The sequence below is a fragment of the Corynebacterium sp. 32222D000AT genome, from assembly GCF_053546955.1.
The window spans coordinates 1-16,868 of record NZ_JBPPVW010000016.1 but is presented as its reverse complement, the minus strand read 5'-3'; the positions used below and the strand labels follow the sequence as shown (position 1 = coordinate 16,868).

General features: G+C 67.0%; 18 protein-coding genes and 1 riboswitch. Of the genes, 15 read left to right on the top strand and 3 right to left on the bottom strand.

Translation table 11 applies throughout. The features are described 5' to 3' along the window. Window positions 1-140 precede the first annotated feature (140 nt). The 6 genes from ACEE23_RS09350 to ACEE23_RS09325 all read left to right on the top strand — a co-directional run bounded on the left by ACEE23_RS09350 (window position 141) and on the right by ACEE23_RS09325 (window position 6,821). Window positions 141-1,880 (top strand): uroporphyrinogen-III synthase, encoded by a 1,740-nt coding sequence (locus tag ACEE23_RS09350; protein WP_368520875.1) that lies wholly within the window; start codon window positions 141-143, stop codon window positions 1,878-1,880. Between the two features lie 68 nt (window positions 1,881-1,948). Further along, a complete protein-coding gene (hemB, locus tag ACEE23_RS09345) occupies window positions 1,949-2,935 on the top strand; it encodes a porphobilinogen synthase (RefSeq protein WP_368520874.1) in 987 nt (328 codons plus the stop codon). A gap of 91 nt (window positions 2,936-3,026) precedes the next feature. Further along, a complete protein-coding gene (locus ACEE23_RS09340) occupies window positions 3,027-3,812 on the top strand; it encodes a hypothetical protein (RefSeq protein ID WP_368520873.1) in 786 nt (261 codons plus the stop codon). After that, window positions 3,809-4,267 carry a tellurium resistance protein TerC gene (locus ACEE23_RS09335; protein ID WP_368520872.1) on the top strand — a complete coding sequence of 153 codons (459 nt, stop codon included), beginning with the start codon at window positions 3,809-3,811 and terminating at the stop codon, window positions 4,265-4,267. The genes ACEE23_RS09340 and ACEE23_RS09335 overlap by 4 nt, the downstream gene beginning before the upstream one ends. Window positions 4,268-4,326: 59 nt before the next feature. Then, window positions 4,327-5,385: a uroporphyrinogen decarboxylase gene (gene hemE, locus ACEE23_RS09330; RefSeq protein ID WP_368520871.1), complete on the top strand. Its 1,059-nt coding sequence runs from the start codon at window positions 4,327-4,329 to the stop codon at window positions 5,383-5,385. Between the two features lie 8 nt (window positions 5,386-5,393). Then, the gene (locus ACEE23_RS09325; RefSeq protein WP_368520870.1) at window positions 5,394-6,821 is read left to right on the top strand and encodes a protoporphyrinogen oxidase; all 1,428 of its coding nucleotides are present in this window, start codon (window positions 5,394-5,396) and stop codon (window positions 6,819-6,821) included. Window positions 6,822-6,839: 18 nt separating this feature from the next. Here ACEE23_RS09325 and ACEE23_RS09320 read toward each other — a convergent pair whose 3' ends face one another. Beyond that, window positions 6,840-7,691, bottom strand: coding sequence for an NAD(P)-dependent oxidoreductase (locus ACEE23_RS09320; protein WP_368520869.1), 852 nt, complete (start codon window positions 7,689-7,691; stop codon window positions 6,840-6,842). A gap of 504 nt (window positions 7,692-8,195) precedes the next feature. Here ACEE23_RS09320 and ACEE23_RS09315 point away from each other — a divergent pair. Together ACEE23_RS09315 and ACEE23_RS09310 are read left to right on the top strand one after the other, a co-directional pair. Further along, window positions 8,196-8,501, top strand: coding sequence for a hypothetical protein (locus ACEE23_RS09315; RefSeq protein ID WP_368520868.1), 306 nt, complete (start codon window positions 8,196-8,198; stop codon window positions 8,499-8,501). Window positions 8,502-8,580: 79 nt separating this feature from the next. Further along, window positions 8,581-8,646, top strand: a riboswitch (guanidine-III (ykkC-III) riboswitch). 7 nt (window positions 8,647-8,653) lie between these two features. Next, window positions 8,654-8,968, top strand: coding sequence for a DMT family transporter (locus tag ACEE23_RS09310; RefSeq protein ID WP_368520867.1), 315 nt, complete (start codon window positions 8,654-8,656; stop codon window positions 8,966-8,968). Window positions 8,969-8,975: 7 nt separating this feature from the next. Here the strand turns inward: ACEE23_RS09310 and ACEE23_RS09305 are convergent, their stop codons facing one another. After that, window positions 8,976-9,584, bottom strand: coding sequence for a hypothetical protein (locus tag ACEE23_RS09305; RefSeq protein WP_368520866.1), 609 nt, complete (start codon window positions 9,582-9,584; stop codon window positions 8,976-8,978). 213 nt (window positions 9,585-9,797) lie between these two features. Here ACEE23_RS09305 and hemL point away from each other — a divergent pair, with 213 nt between their 5' ends. From hemL to ACEE23_RS09270, 7 genes are all read left to right on the top strand, one after another. Continuing rightward, window positions 9,798-11,123 carry a glutamate-1-semialdehyde 2,1-aminomutase gene (hemL, locus tag ACEE23_RS09300; protein WP_368520865.1) on the top strand — a complete coding sequence of 442 codons (1,326 nt, stop codon included), beginning with the start codon at window positions 9,798-9,800 and terminating at the stop codon, window positions 11,121-11,123. After that, window positions 11,123-11,731, top strand: a complete 609-nt coding sequence (locus ACEE23_RS09295; protein ID WP_368520864.1) for a histidine phosphatase family protein — start codon at window positions 11,123-11,125, stop codon at window positions 11,729-11,731. The genes hemL and ACEE23_RS09295 overlap by 1 nt, the downstream gene beginning before the upstream one ends. Before the next feature lie 83 nt (window positions 11,732-11,814). Further along, entirely contained in the window at window positions 11,815-12,423 is a 609-nt protein-coding gene (locus ACEE23_RS09290; RefSeq protein ID WP_368520863.1) for a TlpA disulfide reductase family protein, read from the top strand. 3 nt (window positions 12,424-12,426) lie between these two features. After that, window positions 12,427-13,245, top strand: coding sequence for a cytochrome c biogenesis CcdA family protein (locus tag ACEE23_RS09285; RefSeq protein ID WP_368520862.1), 819 nt, complete (start codon window positions 12,427-12,429; stop codon window positions 13,243-13,245). 64 nt (window positions 13,246-13,309) lie between these two features. Continuing rightward, window positions 13,310-14,908 (top strand): cytochrome c biogenesis protein ResB, encoded by a 1,599-nt coding sequence (locus tag ACEE23_RS09280; RefSeq protein ID WP_368520898.1) that lies wholly within the window; start codon window positions 13,310-13,312, stop codon window positions 14,906-14,908. 80 nt (window positions 14,909-14,988) lie between these two features. Beyond that, window positions 14,989-16,026, top strand: a complete 1,038-nt coding sequence (gene ccsB, locus ACEE23_RS09275) for a c-type cytochrome biogenesis protein CcsB (protein ID WP_368520861.1) — start codon at window positions 14,989-14,991, stop codon at window positions 16,024-16,026. Window positions 16,027-16,096: 70 nt separating this feature from the next. Beyond that, window positions 16,097-16,351, top strand: a complete 255-nt coding sequence (locus tag ACEE23_RS09270; protein ID WP_368520860.1) for a helix-turn-helix domain-containing protein — start codon at window positions 16,097-16,099, stop codon at window positions 16,349-16,351. Between the two features lie 24 nt (window positions 16,352-16,375). On the opposite strand, the gene ACEE23_RS09265 is transcribed toward ACEE23_RS09270, so the two are convergent. After that, complete coding sequence (locus tag ACEE23_RS09265; protein ID WP_368520859.1) at window positions 16,376-16,654, bottom strand: hypothetical protein; 279 nt, start codon at window positions 16,652-16,654, stop codon at window positions 16,376-16,378. Window positions 16,655-16,868 lie beyond the last annotated feature (214 nt).

Genomic DNA, 16,868 nt, shown 5'->3' with positions numbered 1-16,868 from the left:
GTAAGTTATCCTCCGCCATCCCAACGACACGGCGCAGCGAAATAACGGACTGGTCCTGCCACCACCCCGGCACCGACGGGGATTGGAAAGGTGGCATGGGGCCAGTTTTTCGCCGCCCCGAGATTTTAGAAAAGAACCTTATGAGCAACGCTGTGGGCACGAGCCAGGTAGAAGCGCTGGGCAAGATCATCTTTGTCGGCGCTGGCCCCGGGAACCCGGATCTGCTGACCGTGCGCGCCAGGGAAGTGCTGGCGCACAACTCGATTACCATCACCGATCCGGACGTGCTCGGTGGGGTCCGTGACATCGTGGGCACGGCACTGCCGGTCCCGCCGGAAAAGCTCGAGGCGGCCGAGGAAGAATACGCGCAGATGTGCGCGGACGCGAAGGCCGCGGGCGCGCGCCGCAAGCCGCCGCGCCCGGCCCCGCCGACCGCCGCCGATATCCGCGAAATCCCGGAGGACGGCAAGCCGGGCGTTTCCGGCGCCGCCGAGACCAACGCGCAGGTGCTGCGCGCCGCGCTGGAGGAGGCCGCCGAGGTCAGCCGGGAAAAGTCCCTGCCGGAGCCCGGCGACGTGGTGCGCCTGGTGGCGGGCAACCCGCTCAACCGCGAGGCCATCAAGGCCGAAATCACCGCCGTGGCGGCGGCCGGCCTGGAATTCCAGGTCGTGCCCGGCATGTCCCTGCCGTCGACCGTGCCCTCGTTCGCCGGCCTGGCGCTGGGCTCGACCTACACCGAGGCGGATCTCACCGCCGGGGAGATCGACTGGGACAAGCTGGCCGCCGCCGCCCAGCCGCTGGTCCTGCAGGCCACGGCCGAGGACCTACCGGTCATCGCCGCGCAGCTGACCGACCGCGGCCTGCCCAAGGAAACCGAGGCCTACGTGACCGTGCACGGCACGACCCGCCTGCAGCGGACCTTTGAGACCTCCCTGGGCATGCTGGCCAAGCTCGACGCCGAGCTGCCCGGCCAGCTGGTGGTCACCCTGGGCCGCAGCTTCGACGACCGCTCCAAGTACTCCTGGTGGGAAAACCGCTCCCTCTACGGCTGGCGCGTGCTGGTGCCGCGCACCAAGGCCCAGGCCGGCCCCATGAGCGCCCGCCTGGCCTCCTACGGCGCCATCCCGCAGTCGGTGCCGACCATCTCCGTGGAGCCGCCGCGCAACCCGGCGCAGATGGACCGCGCCATCAAGGGGATCGTGGAAGGCCGCTACAAGTGGGTGGTCTTCACCTCGGTCAACGCCGTCAAGGCCGTCTGGGACAAGATCGCCCAGCTGGGCCTGGACGCCCGCGATTTCGCCGGCGTGCACCTGGCGGCCGTGGGGCAAAAGACCGCCGACGCCATCCGGGCCAAGGGCATGGTGCCGGAGCTCCAGCCCAAGCCCAACGCGCAGAACGCGGAGGGGCTGGTTTCCGTCTTCCCGAACTACGTCGAGGACATCGACGCCGTGGGCCGCGTGCTGCTGCCGCGCGCCGACATCGCCGGCGATGCCCTGGTCACCGGCCTGGAGGACCTGGGCTGGGAGGTCGACGACGTGGTCGCCTACCGCACCGTGCGCGCCGCCCCGCCGTCGGCGGAGGTCCGCGACATGATCAAGACCGGCGGCTTCGACGCCGTCGCGTTCACCTCCGGCTCGACGGTGCGCAACCTGGTCGGCATCGCCGGCAAGCCGCACCAGCGCACCATCATCGCCTGCATTGGACCGTCCACCAAGGCCGCCGCCGAGGAGATGGGGCTGCGCGTGGACGTGGTCCCCGAGGTCGCCGACGTGCCCTCGCTTATCGATGCCCTGGCCGCCCACGTGGCCAACCTGCGCGCCGCCGGCCAGCTGCCACCGCCGAAGAAGAAGCGCCGCGCGCGCCGCAAGTCCGCCAGCTAGGTAGGCCGGCCGGGGCAGGCCCTCGCCGGTGCTGCCGCGGCCGGGGGCGGGGATCTATGATTGTGGGCATGACTTACGATTTTTCCCGACGTCCCCGCCGTCTCCGCCAGTCGCCTGCGATGCGCGAGATGGTGGCAGAAACTCACCTGCAGCCGGCGGATTTCATCCTGCCGATGTTCATCGCGGACGGTATCGATAGCCCGCGGGAAATCCCCTCCATGCCCGGGGTCTACCAGCACACCGAGGACTCCCTGCTCAAGGCCGCCCACGAGGCGCTGGATGCCGGCGTCAAGTGCGTGGACCTCTTCGGCGTCCCGAAGCCCGAGGACAAGGACGCCACCGGCTCCCAGGCCTGGGATCCGGAAGGCATCCTCAACCGCGGCGTGGCTGCCCTGCGCAAGGAATTCGGCGACGACCTGCTGATTATGGCGGATACCTGCCTGGACGAGTTCACCAGCCACGGCCACTGTGGCGTGCTGGATGATAAGGGCCGCGTAGACAACGACGCGACCATCGAGCTCTACCGCGACATGGCCCGCGCCCAGGCCCGCGCCGGCGCCCACATCGTCAGCCCGTCTGGCATGATGGACGGCCAGATCTGCCAGATCCGCGAGGAGCTCGACGAGGCCGGCCACCAGGACGTGGCGATCATGGCCTACTCCGCCAAGTACGCCTCCGCCTTCTTCGGCCCCTTCCGCGACGCGGTCGGCTCTTCACTGGAGGGCGACCGTCGCACCTACCAGCAGGACCCGACCAACTTCCGCGAGTCTCTGCTGGAGGCCGAGCTCGACATCGACGAGGGCGCCGACTTCGTCATGGTCAAGCCCGCCCTGCCGTACCTGGACGTGCTGTCCGCCATCGCGGAGCGCTCGCCCGTGCCGGTGGCGGCCTACCAGGTCTCCGGCGAGTTCGCGATGATTAAGGCCGCCGGCCAGAACGGCTGGCTGGACGAGCACGCCGTGATGATGGAGGCGTTGACCTCCATCAAGCGCGCCGGCGCCGACCAGATCTTCACCTACTACGCCGTCGAGGCCGCCCGCGCCCTGCGCGGCTAAGACCGCGGCGGGGAGCGCTTAACCCGCGCATCCCCGCGCCCTTTCCGTTCCCGCCCCGCCCCAACCACTCACCCGAAAGCACAGGTTTTTAGTGACTGAACCGCACCGCCCGCCCGCTGAGCACAACCGGGGCCCGCAGCGTCCGGCCGGCCAGCCCCGGACTCCGGGCAAGGCCCACCCGCACCGCTCCGAGGAGCCGGGCGGACGCTTCGAGAAATTCCTGGCCGCCCGCCCGGAGGCGGTCGGGTTGATGCTTCTGACGTGGAGCGTGGCCGTGGCCGGCGAGGCCATCCACCAGGTGCTCAACGTGGTGATGTCCGTGGTGAACGTGGACGTCATCAAGGCCAACGCCCGGCAGGCGGCCGGCGACCAGCTCGCACAGCTGGAAGCCCTGGGCGAGGGCGCGGTGACCATGGCCACCTTCCTGGCCGTGGGGCTCTCGGCGCTGTTCTCAGTCGCCATCCTCGCCCTGCTGATCAGCCTGCTGGTCATGCTGGCCAAGAACACCAAGCGCTCCGGGCTGGCCCGCCGCATCTGGTTCGCCTTCTCCCTGTACTTCGGCGTACGCGTGCTGCTGGTCTTCCTGGCGCGCCCGACGGCCACCGATGTGCCAGACTGGTTGTACGTGGTGGACGGCTCCGTGCAGATCGTGGTCGGGGTCGCCGCCGTGCTGGGCCTCATCTTCAGCCTGCGCAACGAGACCCTGGACTACACCGGGGAGCTGGAGCAGCTGCGCCAGATGGAGCAGGAGCTCAAGGAAGAGCAGGAAAAGCGCCGTGAGAAAGCGGAGCTAAAGCAGAAGGAAAAGCAGGAAGAAAAGCAGGCCAAAAAGGATCGGAAAGACAAACAGCGCGAGAAGGAAAACCAGAGCTCATGACCTACGGGACCCCTGGATATAGCCCCGGACCATTCGACTACAACCGGGCCTCCCGGAAGGATTCGCGCTGGGACGGCACGGTCTGCCCGCCCTCGCTGCGCTGGGCCTACTGGGTCTTAGTCGCCGCCGCGGTGGTCATGCTCACCTCCGGCCTCGTCGCCTTCTTCGGCGGCCAGTCCGCCGGGATGCCGGCCGGGGACCAGCTCTTTGTGGCCGTATCCAACGTGGTCGGCGCGCTGGTTCTTTCCGTGGCCGCCGCGCAGCTGAGCGGCGGCAACAAGTGGGCCCGCCGGGTGTGCACCACGGTGGCCGCGCTGTGCATCTTCTTCAACGTCGCCGCCCTGGCCCTTGGCGTGGGCGGGATCGCCCTGCTGCTCATCCCCATCCTGCTGGCCGTGGCGATCCTGTTGATGTTCCGCCCGACCGCCAATGAATTCATCCGGGAGCAGAACTAGCTTTCTCCGGACCGGGCGGATTAGCCGTTGGGCGCAAAGATGAACCATAATGGGGGATTATGATGCGCCGTACCCTGACTGATGCCCCCATCCTCGACGCTGCCTGGGGACGCAGCCCTTCGCGACCCCCGGTCTGGTTCATGCGCCAAGCCGGGCGCTCGCTGCCGGAATACCGGAAGGTGCGGGAGGGCATCGACATGCTCGACTCCTGCTTCATGCCGGAACTGCTGGCCGAGATCACCCTGCAGCCGGTCCGCCGCCACGACGTGGACGCAGCCATCCTGTTCTCCGACATCGTGGTCCCGCTCAAGGCCGCGGGCGTGGGCGTGGACATCGTGCCGGGCCGCGGGCCCGTCATGGACCACCCGGTGCGCACCCGCGCGGACATCGACAACCTGCCCATCCTGGACCACGACGTGGAGCAGGTGCAGCAGGGCATCGCCCACATCCTGGAGGAGCTGACCGACTCGCAGGCGCTCATCGGCTTCGTGGGCGCCCCGTTCACCCTGGCCAGCTACCTGATCGAGGGCGGGCCGTCGAAGAACCACGAGCGCACCAAGGCGCTCATGCACGCCGAGCCGGAGACCTGGCACGCGCTCATGCACCGGATCGTCCCCACGGTGCAGACCTTCCTGCACACCCAGGTCGAGGCCGGCATCGACGCCATGCAGCTCTTCGACTCCTGGGCGGGCTACCTCAACGAGGCCGACTACCGGGAATTCGTCCTGCCGTATTCGCAGGAGATCCTCGCCGGCGTGGAAGGGGTCATCCCGCGCATCCACTTCGGTGTGGGCACCGGCGAGCTGCTGCCCGCCATGGCCGAGGCCGGACCGGAGGTCGTCGGCGTGGACTACCGCGTGTCCATGGATGCGGCGGCCGCCCGCGTGCACGCCGCCCACGGCGCGCACTCCCTGCAGGGCAACCTGGACCCGGCGCTGCTGTTCGCCGGCGACGACGCCGTGCGCGCGGCCGTTCGCCGCATCCGGGACGAAGTCAAAAGCGCGCAAGCGGCCGGGCACGCGACCGGCCATATCTGGAACTTGGGCCACGGGGTGCTACCGACCACCGAGGCAGACGCCATCACTCGCGCCGTGGCCATCATTCACGAGGAAGGCTAGGAATTTTTATGCGCATTGCAATCATCGGTGCCGGGCTGGCCGGGCTGACCGCCGCCTACGAGCTTCGCGGCGAGGACCGCCAGGTCGACGTCTTCGAGGCCGCCGGGCGCATCGGCGGCAAGCTCTACACCGTGCCGTTTAACGACGGGCCCACGGACATGGGCGCGGAGGCGTTCCTGGCGCGGCGGGAGGACGCGGTGGAGTTCTTCCACTCGCTGGGCCTGGCCGACCAGCTGGTCACCCCGTCGGGCAAGCGCTCCCTGGTCTATTCGCAGGGCGAGCTGACCAACCTGCCCGCCCCCAGCGTGATGGGCATCCCGGGCAACTCGGAGGTCGTCGCGCACCTGGTCTCGGAGGAGACCTGCCGCAACATCGACAACGAGGAGCCCTTCGAGTGGGAAATCGGCGGCGATGTTTCCGTGGGCCAGCTGGTGGCCCAGCAGTTCGGCCAGGACCTGGTCGACCGGGTCGTCTCCGCCCTGCTGGGCGGGGTCTACTCCTGCGCGGCCGAGGACCTCGGCCTGCGCGCGACCATCCCGAAGCTCGCCGCCGTGCTGGACGACCAGGCCGCCGCCGGCAAGGTCACGCTGACCGGCGCGGTCGCCGAGTACTTCCAGCGCATGAAGGCCCAGGCGGAGAAGAACCAGCCCGCCGGGGCGGAAAACGACGCCAAGCCGAAGGCGGTCTTCAACACCTTCCGCGGCGGCTACGCGCAGGTCTACGACACGCTGGCGGAAAAGTCCGGCGCGGACATCTACGTCGACACCTTCATCAGCGCCGTGGAGAAGAAAGACGACGGTTTTTGGCTCACCGGCGGCGGGGAACCGGCGCAGAAGCCTTACGACCGCGTGGTCATCGCCACCCCGGCGCCGACCACGGCCCGCCTGCTTGCCAAGGTCGCCCCGGCCGCTTCCGAGGCCCTAAGCCCCGTCAAGCTGGCCAGCTCCGTCGTGGTGGGCCTGAAGTTCGACTCCATCACCGACCCGGAGGGCAACTCGCTGCCGGACAACTCCGGCATCCTGGTCGCCGCGGACCAGCCGGGCGTGCACGCCAAGGCGTTTACCCTGTCTTCTAACAAGTGGCCGCACCTGGCCGAGCGCCTGCACGGCGGGGCCCTGGTGCGCGCCAGCTTCGCCCGCTTCGGCGACGACTCCCTGGTCCGCGCTGAGGAAGACCAGCTGGTGGACTACGCCCTCGATGACTTGCAGTCGATCACGGGCTTCGACGGGCGCGCGGCCGGCGTGGGGGAGATCTTCACCCAGCGCTGGTTCGGCGGCCTGCCGCGCTTCGATGCCACGCACCTGGCCACCGTGGAAGCCGTGCGCGAGGAACTCGCCGACGTCGCGGGCCTAGAGGTCACCGGCGCTTGGGCCGGCGGCGTAGGCGTGCCGGCCGTTATCGCGGATGCCCGCGCGGCCGCCGCCCGCTTGGTTTAAGTTGGCCTAGGCAACGATTTAGTTCACGTCGCGGAAGACGAAAATCGAGGAGAAGTCCTTGTTGCCGTGACCCATGGCCTGCTGCTCCTCGAAGTTGGCGATGGCCGCGGCGACCGCCGGCAGCGGCTTGTTGGAGGTCTGCTCCATCAGCTTGGCGTCCTTGCACAGGGCGTCGACGGTAAAGTCGCCCGGCTCCGGGTTGCGCTCGCCGAGGATGAACGGGGCCTTCATGTTCTTCATGAACGCCAGGCCCGTGATGTCGAGCATCTCCAAAATGACCTCGGGGTTTAGCCCCTCGGACTCGCCCAGGTGCAGGGCCTCGAGCACGCCCTCGGCGGTCACGGCCAGCGCCAGGTTGGCCAGCAGCTTGCCGACCGCGGCGATGGGGGCGGACTCCACGCCGATGAGCTTGTTCTCGCCAGCCCACGGGGTGACCAGGTCCATGACCAGCTCGCGGCGCTCGTCGTCCGGGGTGCCCACGTACACGCCCAGCGTGCCCTCGCGGGCCGGGCCCAGGGTGCCCACCACCGGCGCGGCGACGTAGGTCTCCACCGCCGCGGCGAATTCCCGTGCGGCGTCCGGGGAGACCGTCGTGGTATCCACCCAGGTGATCCCCTCCGGGATGAGGTCCGCCTCCACGACGACCTCGCGAATATTGTCCGGCCCGAACAGGGAAGTGAAGACAACCTCCGCGCCGGCCACAGCCTCTTCCGGGCTGGCGGCCAGCTGCGCGCCCTCGTCAACGAGCGGCTGCGCCTTCTCAGCGGTGCGGTTCCACACCGTGACCTCGTGGTCCTTCAGCAGGTGGCGGGCCAGCTCCGAGCCCATACGTCCAGTTCCTAGAAATGCAATCTTCATGCCCTCCAGCATGCCAGTTTTAGCGCTCCCGCGTGGGACACCGCTGATTGCCGCGCGCGCATTCCAATACTGGAAGGTCAACACTCAGCGGACGGAATCACCGGTGGGAGGGAGATGCCGAATTATCTGTGTAAAAAGTATCCGAAGGGTTGCCTACCCTCTAAAAGTGGGTTACTTTGTTCGCATTGGATGAATTTAATAGGGGTTCCCCCTAGGAATCCGTCCGATATTTGCCCTTGTCAATCCACTTTAAAAACAGCGTGCCGGAGGGAAAGAATTAGATGACTTTGGGACCTATCCAGATGCTGATCATTTCAGTTTTCGCGCTTATCGTGATATCCCTGCTTGCGTTCCTCATCGTGTTGGGGTCAAAGTACTAAAGGCCCTGAACACACTCATCGAGCGTGGTTCTGACTAACAGGCGCACCCTAAACTCGTTGCGGGCGGGCTGAGCAAGAGCGAAGTTGGTTTCATAGGTGGGCATCTTAAGAGAGCGTTCCGGTAGAGGAAAAGGCCTTGAAAGCGCAGAGTAGTAAACCTTCAGATTCGGCGATGTTGCGTTCTCCCCGGCTTATCGGCTGGGGGCTGGTCGTGGTTGCTTTTGTTGTTGGGTATCTGATGTGGATAGTCGGCCGGACGTGGTGGTGGCCGTCGGTGATCGTCGCCGGCATTGTTTTGCTGGCCATCTTCGCGGTTGATTGTTACTTGGCGTTTAAAACCAAGAAATACGACTTGTACGCGGCGGCGCTACTGGCCGTTCTGGCACCGGCAGTCGTCATCAGTATCTCGTTTGGATTCTTTTTCTCCGGTCCACCGAGCTAGGAACTGAAGCCCGGACTGGTGTTAGAGGTTGGATTAGAAGCCAGTAGGCCTTTGCACAGCAGTTGTGCTAGGACTGGGTGGAGGCTCGCTCACTGCGGGCCCCGGACGAGGGAGCCGTACCCGGGAAGGCGACAAGACGGCCAGAAAGAATCATGGCTTGGTTAATCCTTGTTGTCTCCGGTGCCTTTGAAGCGGTGTGGGCGGTGGCGCTCGACCGCTCGGAGGGGTTTAGCAAACTGGTGCCCACCCTGGTCTTCTTTGTCGCCTGCGCCATTTCCATGGGCGGGCTGGCTTGGGCCTTAAAGACCCTGCCGGTGGGCACCGGCTACGCGGTCTGGGTAGGCGTGGGCGCCGGCCTGACCGTGGTGTATTCCCTCGTGACGGGGCAAGAGCCCTTCTCCATGCTGAAATTGCTGTTCCTGGCGATGATCGTCGGCGGCATCATCGGGCTGAAAGCCATCAGCTAGCTGCTGCCTAGAGGCCCACGGAGCGTTTGACGTCGCGTTCTACCTGCCCGGGCGAAGGGACGTCGGGAGCCGGGATATCGGGGGAGGGGAGATCCGGTTCCGGGAGATCGGGCACGCGCGGCTTCGGGAGGTCGGGGGCGCGGAGTTTTTCCGGCGGGATGTTGGGGATTTTGGGCAGGCCCGGCTCGGAGAAGCTGATCCCGGGCCGCGGTGCTGGCCGGGGCGGGGCGCCAGCCGGCCCGGCGGGCCCGCGCTGGTGGCGTGAGTGCGGCGCGCCGGGGTTGCCCGGGTGCGGCTTAGTGGAGGACTCGTCGGGGCGGTCGGGCTCTGTGGGGCCGGTGGGGGTCTCGGCATCGTCGGCCGCGGCGGCATCGTTAGCGCCGGGCAGCTGCGGCGCGCGCACTGGGGAGACTTCCCCATCGAGGGTTGTCGCGTCGGGCGCGGTGGAATTGGAGCCGCTGAGCGCGGAGTCGGAGCCCGGCGACCAGGGGCGCGGGTTGGAGTCCGCCGCCGACGTGGGGCGGGTTTCCTCCCGCGCGGGTTCGGCGGTCTGGCAGGCGGACAGGCAAAGGGTAGCGGCGATGGCAAAGGCGGCTGTGCGGTAGCGCGGCAGCATGAAAGATTCCCCCGAATGTTTCTCGATTACTTTGTGTGCGTAGTCGGTGATTCAGTGCGTTGGCTGAGCGTGCTGTGTGCGTGTGTTTTCCCCGAGCAGGTGGCAGGTCCGGGCCACCCAGTTCGCTCCAGCCGCCACCCTAGCGCAGGGCGGCGGAGCACGCAGGGCGGGTGCGGGCGGCTACAACTTTTGTATAGCGCGAAAACCCGTAGAATGTGGGCTATGCCTACTTCTAGCGCCATGACAACGTCCAAGTCCGCCGAGCTTTTCGCACGAGCGGAGAAAGTGATCCCCGGCGGGGTGGATTCCCCGGTTCGGGCGTACGGTTCCGTCGGCGGGCAGGCCCGCGCTATTGCGCAGGGCAAGGGCTCGCAGCTGTGGGACGTGGACGGCAACACCTATGTGGACCTGGTCAGCTCCTACGGGCCGATGATTCACGGCAACGCGCACCCGAAGATCGTCGAAGCCGTGCAGTACGCGGTGGAAAAGGGCCTGAGCTTCGGCGCGACCGCTGAGGCCGAGGTGCAGCTGGCCGAGACCATCGTGGGCCGCACTGCCGTCGACAAGGTGCGCCTGGTCAACTCCGGCACGGAGGCCACCATGTCCGCGGTGCGCCTGGCCCGCGGTTTCACCGGCCGCCCGAAGGTCTTAAAGTTCGAGGGCTGCTACCACGGCCACGTGGACGCTCTGTTGGCCGCGGCCGGCTCCGGCGTGGCGACGCTGGGGCTGCCCGATAGCCCGGGCGTGACCGGCGCGCAGGCCCAGGACACCATCGTCGTGCCCTACAACGACCTGGAGGCCGTCCGCCAGGCTTTTGCCGAGAACCCCGGCCAGATCGCCTGCATCATCGCCGAGGCGGCGGCCGGCAACATGGGCACCGTCGCCCCGGACGAGGGCTACAACGCCGCGCTCAAGGAGATCGCGCACGCCGACGGCGCGCTGCTCATCCTGGACGAGGTCATGACGGGCTTCCGCACCTCCCACCAGGGCTGGTACGGCGTCGACCACGTCGCCGGCGACCTGGTGACCTTCGGCAAAGTGGTCTCCGGCGGGCTGCCCGCCGCAGCCTTTGGTGGCCGCGCCGACGTGATGGACTACCTCGCCCCGGTCGGGCCGGTTTACCAGGCCGGCACGCTGTCCGGTAACCCGGTGGCCATGGCCGCGGGCCTGGCCTCGCTGGAGCTGGCGGACGAAGAGCTCTACCCGCGCCTGCAGCAGCAGGCCGACCGCCTGGAAAAGCTCATCCACCGCGCCTTGGAGCGCGAGGGCGTGGCCCACCACGTCCAGCGCGCCGAGTCGATGCTCTCCATCCGCTTCGCCGAGGGCGAGGGCCGCAACTTCGCCGACATGCAGACGGCCGAGACCTGGCGTTTCACCCCCTTCTTCCACGCCCTGCTGGAAGGCGGCGTCATGGTTCCGCCGAGCGCTTTCGAGACCTGGTTTGTATCTGACGCGCTTAGCGACAATGATTTCGAGAGGATTGAAAACGCACTTGCCACGGCAGCGAAGGTCGCTGCCGCCGCAACAAAGGAGAACTAGTGACTGCCACCATCGTCCACCTGGTCCGCCACGGCGAGGTCTACAACCCGGGCAAGATCCTCTACGGCCGGATCCCGGGCTACCACCTGTCGTCCCGCGGGCACTCCATGGCGGCGCGCACGGCCGAAGTCTTCCGCGGCCATGACGTGACGTACCTGGCGGCCTCGCCGCTGCAGCGCACCCAGGAAACCGCCCAGCCCATCTCCAAGGTCACCGGCCTGGACGTGGAGCTGGACAAGACCATCATCGAGTCGGGCAACCGCTTCGAGGGCCTGCGGACCAAGGGCCTGCGCTCCCAGCTGTGGAACCCGCGCCGCTGGCCGCTGATGCGCAACCCGCTCGAGCCGTCCTGGGGCGAGCCTTATACCCAGATCGCGGATCGGATGATTAACGCGGTCGAGCGCGCCCGCGACAAGGCCGCCGGCCACGAGGCGGTGCTGGTCTCCCACCAGCTGCCCATCGTGATGGTCCAGCGCACCGTGCTGGGCCTGCGCCTGCCGCACGCCCCGTGGGCGCGGGAATGCGATCTGGCGTCCGTGACCTCCCTGGTTTTCCAGAACGAGGAGATCACTGACATCTATTACTCGTCCCCGGCCCACCAGATCTAGCCTTCTGGCCTCGTCTTTAAGTTCTTTAGCTGCCCATTATTAATTCAACGGTCTATTTTCCCGGCCTAGATTTTCAGGTGTATATGTCTTCCAAGTTTGTTGCCGCCGCTGCCGCGCTGATCGCGGCGGCGCTGACCCTGCCCGCCTGCCAGCAGTCGGAGGAAAACTCCAAGAACGCCGTCGCCACGGGGGAGACCTTCGAGTTCATCACCCCGGGCGGGCAGACGGAGATCCGCTACGCGCCCGAGGAGCGCAAGCCGCTGCAGGAGTTCAGCGGCGAGGACCTGATGAACGAGGGGGAGACCATCTCCCTGTCGGACTTCGACGACCAGATCGTGGTGCTCAACTCCTGGGGCCAGTGGTGCGCGCCGTGCCGCTCCGAGTCGGACGACCTGCAGCGGGTGCACGAAAAGCTCCAGGAAGACAAGGCCGGTACCGTCTTCGGCATCAACGTGCGCGACTACAACCCGCAGATTTCGCGCGACTTCAAAGAAGACAACGGCCTGGAGTACCCGTCCATCTATGACCCGCCGTTCAAGACAGCGGCGGCGCTGGGTGGCGTGCCCACCGCGGTCGTGCCCACCACCATCGTGCTGGACAAGCAGCACCGCCCGGCCGCCGTCTTCCTGCGCGAAATCACGGACCAAGACCTGCTGGAGGTCGTCGAGGAACTAGAGCAGGAGTCCGCCTAGCGTATGGAGACACAGCTAATCGTGGCCCAGTCGGGCCTGGGGCAGACCTTCGCGGACACCGCCGCGGCCGGGCCCATCCTGTTAGGAATCATCGCCGCGGCCGCCGCCGGCCTGGTCTCTTTCGCCTCCCCGTGCGTGGTCCCGCTGGTGCCCGGGTATATCTCCTACCTGGCCAGCGTGGTCGGCGGGGAGGTGACTTACGACGCGGAGTACGGCGCCCGCGTGGGCAAGCGCCGCCAGTGGGCGGTGGTCGGCGCGGCGCTGCTGTTTATCCTCGGCTTCAGCGTGGTCTTCGTGCTGGCGACGGTCTCCGTCTTCGGCGCGATCTCCGTGCTGACCTTAAACGCTGACACGCTCATGCGTATCGGCGGCGTGGTCACCATCCTCATGGGCGTGGTCTTTATGGGCCTGGTGCCCGCGCTGCAAAAAGACACCCGCTTGTCGCCCAAGCGCTGGACCACCTGGCTGGGCGCGCCGCTGTTGGGCGGCGTTTTCGCCCTGGGCTGGACCCCGTGCCTGGGCCCGACCCTGGCCGCCATCATCTCCGTGTCCGCGGGCACCGAGGGGATGACGGCGCTGCGCGGCACCATCCTCATCATCGGCTACTGCCTCGGCCTGGGCCTGCCCTTCCTGCTCGTGGCGCTGGGCTCGGCCCGGGCCATGCGCACGATTTCCTGGCTGGGTAAGCACTCGCGTACCGTGCAGTTAATCGGTGGCGTGGCCATGGTCCTGGTGGGCCTGGCACTGCTGACGGGCCTCTGGGGAGAATTCATCAACTGGATCCGGCAGTGGACCGTGGAATACGGCGCGACCCTCATTTAGTTAAGGAGCATTCGTGAAACAGATCGGCACCTGGCTCAAGCGGGGCTGGAACTGGCTGACCAGTATGCGCACCGCCTTGGCGCTGCTGTTTTTGCTGGCGGTCGCCGCGATCCCTGGCTCCCTGCTGCCGCAGCGTGACCTCAACGAGGCCAACGTCAACGAGTTCATCGAGACCAACGGCACCATCGCCGAGATCTACGACAAGCTGCAGCTTTTCGACGTCTTCTCCTCCACGTGGTTCATCGCCATCTTCGTGCTGCTGACCATCTCGCTCATCGGCTGCATCCTGCCGCGCTCGTGGAATCACTACAAGGCGTGGAAGACTCAGCCGACCCGCCCGCCCAAGTTCCTGACCCGCATGCCGCTGCACGCCGAGGGCACCTCGGAGCGCGGCATCGAGGAGCTCAGCGACAAGACCCAGGCGATGTTCAAGCGCTGGCGCGTGGCCCGCTACGAGCCGGGCGAGGATCGCGCCGGGGCGCTGGCCTTTTCGGCCGAGCGCGGCTACTCCCGCGAGCTGGCCAACCTGATTTTCCACGTCGCGCTCGTGGCCATGCTGGTCACCATCGCCGTGGGCCGCATGGTCTACTACGAGGGCCAGGTCATCGTGGTCACCGAGTCCGGCAAGCACGTTTCTGCCTCCGATGCCGAGCAATCCACCGAGTTCTGCAACACCTCGACGTCGAACTACGACTCCTTCCGCGCCGGCCCGCTCTTCGACGGCACGGGGCTGCACCCCTTCTGCCTGGTCGCGCACGATTTCACCGCGGACTACCTGCCGAACGGACAGGCGGAGATGTTTACCTCGAACGTCTCCTACGCCGAGGGCGAGGACATCTACGCCAGCGAAGAAGCCTGGGACGACTACGAGCTCAAGGTCAACCACCCGCTGCGCCTGGCCAATAACCGCGTCTACCTGCAGGGCCACGGCTTCGCGCCCACCGTGACGGTAGAGTGGCCGGACGGGGAGAAGCGCACGCAGACCATGCAGTTCCGCCCGGACGATCTGACGAACTTCCTGTCCTCGGGCGCCATGCGCTTCGACCCGCCGGCCGGCGTGTACCCGGACCTCTACGAGCGCCGCCAGAACCAGCTGGCCATCCAGGGCCTGTTCGCGCCGACGGCCAGCTGGTCCGGCGAGAACGGCGAGCTGCTGTCCTCGTCCTTCCCGTCCATGATGGACCCGGCGCTGGCCATCGACATCTACCGCGGCGACGCGGGCCTGGACACCGGCACGGCGCAGTCCATCTTCTCCCTGGACTCGACGCTGATGCACTCGGGCGCCCTGCAGAAGCTGGAGCGCGTCAACCTGGGGATGGGCGAGTCGGTCACGCTCGACGACGGCACCAAGGTCACCTTCGACGGCGCCAACGAGTTCGCCAACTACCAGGTCTCCTACGACCCGATGCAGTTCTGGGTGCTCGTCTCCGCACTGGTCATGCTGGCCTCCCTGGTCGGCTCGCTGGTCATCAAGCGCCGCCGCGTGTGGGTGCGCCTGCGCCCGAACGCCGACGGCACCACCGCCATTGAGATGGCGGGCCTGTCGCGCACGGACCGGGCCGGCTGGTCGGAAGAGTTCCACGTGCTCTACCGTGAGCTGCTGGAGCTGCCCGATCCGGAGGAGACGGAAGAGGACGAGCTCTACGATTACGAAGACAGATAATCCTCTCCATCTAAAGTTGGATTCCCGTGCTGGCCAGGGGTAGTCTAATCTGCGAACGCAATCTGTCAGAGTAGGTGTGTATGCCGGTCGATCAGAACCTGTCGAACTTTTCGGACATCGCGGTACAGACCGCGTTTGTCATCTATATCGTCGCCCTTTTCATGTCCCTGATGTACTACGGGCGCATGAAGAGCCTCTTGGAGACCCGCCGCGCGGCCCAGGAAGAAAAGGCGAAGGGTCGCAAGGAAAACAAGGAGCTCGCCGCGGTGGGCGCCGGGTCTAGCGACGCCGCCGCCACCCCCGTCGGGGCCTCGGGCGCCGAGCCCGCCCCGACCGCGGACGAGGTTGCACACCGTGAGCGCCGCGCCGACAAGATTGGCAACATGACCCAGTCGCTCATCTGGCTGGCCGTGGTCCTGCACCTGGTGGCGATTGTCCTGCGCGGCCTGGCCACCGGCCGTTTCCCGTTCGGCAACCTCTACGAGTACGTCCTGATGGTCACCGCCGGCACCATGGTCGTCGCCGCGATCTCCCTGCAACGCAAGCAGTGGCGCCCGCTGTGGCCGTGGCTGCTGACCCCGATGTTGGCCCTCCTGTTCTACGGCTCCACCAAGCTGTACGCGGAGTCCGCCCCGGTCGTCCCGGCGCTGCAGTCGCACTGGCTGCCCATCCACGTCACCACGGTCTCCGTGGGCGCGTCCATCGGTATTGTCTCCGGCATCGCCTCGATTCTGTATCTGCTGCGCCGCGCGCAGCCCAAGGGCGAGGAGCATGGCTTCCTGGGCACCATCACGATGATTTTGCCCTCGGCGAAGAAGCTGGACCAGCTGGCCTACCGCTTGGCGGTCATCACCCTGCCCACCCTTGGCTTAGGCATTGTCCTGGGCGCTATCTGGGCGGAGTCCGCCTGGGGCCGTTTCTGGGGCTGGGACCCGAAGGAGACCGTCTCCTTTGCCACCTGGATCCTCTACGCGGCCTACCTGCACATGCGCGCGACCCCCTCGGCCCGCAAGTACGCCCCCTGGGTCAACATCCTGGCGCTGGCCACCATGATCTTCAACCTGTTCTTCATTAACATGGTGGTCTCCGGCCTGCACTCCTACGCGGGCCTGAACTAGCCGCGAGCTTCCCACTAGCTCACTCCCACTAGCTCATTACTGCCGCGATTGGTGGCGGGAGGTCTACCGAATGGAAAACCGCACTCGTAACAAGCCCGGCAAGCCGGCCGGGGACAATCCGCAGTTGCTGCACTTGGGCGAGTACCTGGCCCGGTGCCGCCGGGAGCGCGGCATCCTGCAGCAAAAGCTCGCCGAGGACGCGGGCGTGTCCCGCTCGACGCTGCACACCATCGAGCACGGCGGCACGGGCGTGCGGTGGGAAAAGGTCGCGGCCGTGGCCCAGGCGCTGGGCCTGGAGCTCACGTTTAAGGACGCGTCCGAGTAGGCCGCACCCACATGCCCGCGGGGCTTAGGTCTCGTCCTGCGGGGGCTGCTGCCGGCGCTGGCGTTCCTGCTGGCGGCGCTGCTCGGCCTCCCGCGCCTCCCGCGCGCGGCGCTCCTTGAAGCGCTGCTTCTCAATGTTCCACAGGAACTCTTCGTCATCATCCGGGCCCTTGATCTGCTTGGGGCTTGGGGCGCGGTTATCCGCCTGGATTTCGGTCCGCTTGCCCCACGTGCCGGGGCCGAAGGCCTTCCAGACTAGGATGACGGCGGCAACGATGAGGAGGAGAAGGATGAGGCGTCCCATGCCCTCCATAGTACTTAACCAAAAATTAACCGACTAGCTTAGGCGAAGGTAAAATGTCTGACGTGTCAGCCCACGATAACGAAGCCCAGAACCGCCCCGCGGCGACCCCGGAATCGACTCCCACGTCGGCCCCGGCTCACGATGCCACCCCGGCCACCCCGGCTGCCCCGGCAACCCCGGCGGGCGCCGCCCGGCCGGCCGGCCAGGCGGGTGC

Bases quoted from the DNA above. Each gene is read 5' to 3' on its own strand.
- ACEE23_RS09350 (WP_368520875.1), top strand. From the start codon at position 141: ATGAGCAACGCTGTGGGCACGAGCCAGGTAGAAGCGCTGGGCAAGATC.
- hemB (WP_368520874.1), top strand. From the start codon at position 1,949: ATGACTTACGATTTTTCCCGACGTCCCCGCCGTCTCCGCCAGTCGCCT.
- ACEE23_RS09335 (WP_368520872.1), top strand. From the start codon at position 3,809: ATGACCTACGGGACCCCTGGATATAGCCCCGGACCATTCGACTACAAC.
- hemE (WP_368520871.1), top strand. From the start codon at position 4,327: ATGATGCGCCGTACCCTGACTGATGCCCCCATCCTCGACGCTGCCTGG.
- ACEE23_RS09325 (WP_368520870.1), top strand. From the start codon at position 5,394: ATGCGCATTGCAATCATCGGTGCCGGGCTGGCCGGGCTGACCGCCGCC.
- ACEE23_RS09320 (WP_368520869.1), bottom strand. From the start codon at position 7,691: ATGCTGGAGGGCATGAAGATTGCATTTCTAGGAACTGGACGTATGGGC.
- ACEE23_RS09310 (WP_368520867.1), top strand. From the start codon at position 8,654: ATGGCTTGGTTAATCCTTGTTGTCTCCGGTGCCTTTGAAGCGGTGTGG.
- ACEE23_RS09305 (WP_368520866.1), bottom strand. From the start codon at position 9,584: ATGCTGCCGCGCTACCGCACAGCCGCCTTTGCCATCGCCGCTACCCTT.
- hemL (WP_368520865.1), top strand. From the start codon at position 9,798: ATGTGGGCTATGCCTACTTCTAGCGCCATGACAACGTCCAAGTCCGCC.
- ACEE23_RS09290 (WP_368520863.1), top strand. From the start codon at position 11,815: ATGTCTTCCAAGTTTGTTGCCGCCGCTGCCGCGCTGATCGCGGCGGCG.
- ACEE23_RS09285 (WP_368520862.1), top strand. From the start codon at position 12,427: ATGGAGACACAGCTAATCGTGGCCCAGTCGGGCCTGGGGCAGACCTTC.
- ACEE23_RS09280 (WP_368520898.1), top strand. From the start codon at position 13,310: ATGCGCACCGCCTTGGCGCTGCTGTTTTTGCTGGCGGTCGCCGCGATC.
- ccsB (WP_368520861.1), top strand. From the start codon at position 14,989: ATGCCGGTCGATCAGAACCTGTCGAACTTTTCGGACATCGCGGTACAG.
- ACEE23_RS09270 (WP_368520860.1), top strand. From the start codon at position 16,097: ATGGAAAACCGCACTCGTAACAAGCCCGGCAAGCCGGCCGGGGACAAT.
- ACEE23_RS09265 (WP_368520859.1), bottom strand. From the start codon at position 16,654: ATGGGACGCCTCATCCTTCTCCTCCTCATCGTTGCCGCCGTCATCCTA.